Origin of the sequence: Lewinella sp. (assembly GCF_050633125.1) — a bacterium.
Taxonomy (GTDB): Bacteria; Bacteroidota; Bacteroidia; order Chitinophagales; family Saprospiraceae; genus Lewinella.
On the sequence record NZ_JBOEFX010000155.1, the window covers coordinates 1 to 466 of the forward strand.

Consider the following 466-nt stretch of genomic DNA (forward strand, 5'->3'; position numbering starts at 1 on the left):
GCTCAAGCCAATGCCATGGCAGGTGATGATCGTTCTCTAAACGGTATCTTCAACCTGGAAGTGGAAAACATCGACATGAAAGCGGGCAATACCTACACAGTAGCTTTTGCCAGTGATCAAATTGCCAGTACAGAAGGTTATCAAGGAACTCTACAGTTGAATGATGTAGAATTGATCGATATAGAATACGGTATTGCAACAGCTGAAAATTTTGGTCTACGCTATGTTACAGAGGGCCAGATCACGACTTCATGGAATGGCAAAGCTCGTGCTGAAGATGTCCTCTTTAGTCTAGTGATCCGCCCAAGTATGGATGCTCAGATAAGTGATGTAATCAGTATCAATAGCCGCTATACCGCTGCAGAAGCATACGGGAATGGTACGACCATGGATATGGGGATTAATTTCCATAGAGGAGTAGTGCCATCGAGATTTTTTGAGATATACCAGAACACGCCCAACCCTT

The 466-nt window shown here is 44.0% G+C and carries 1 pseudogene; it reads left to right on the forward strand.

The window, feature by feature from the left end:
* Positions 1 to 466: pseudogene (locus tag ACRBG0_RS26245) on the forward strand (T9SS type A sorting domain-containing protein); the annotation flags it as partial.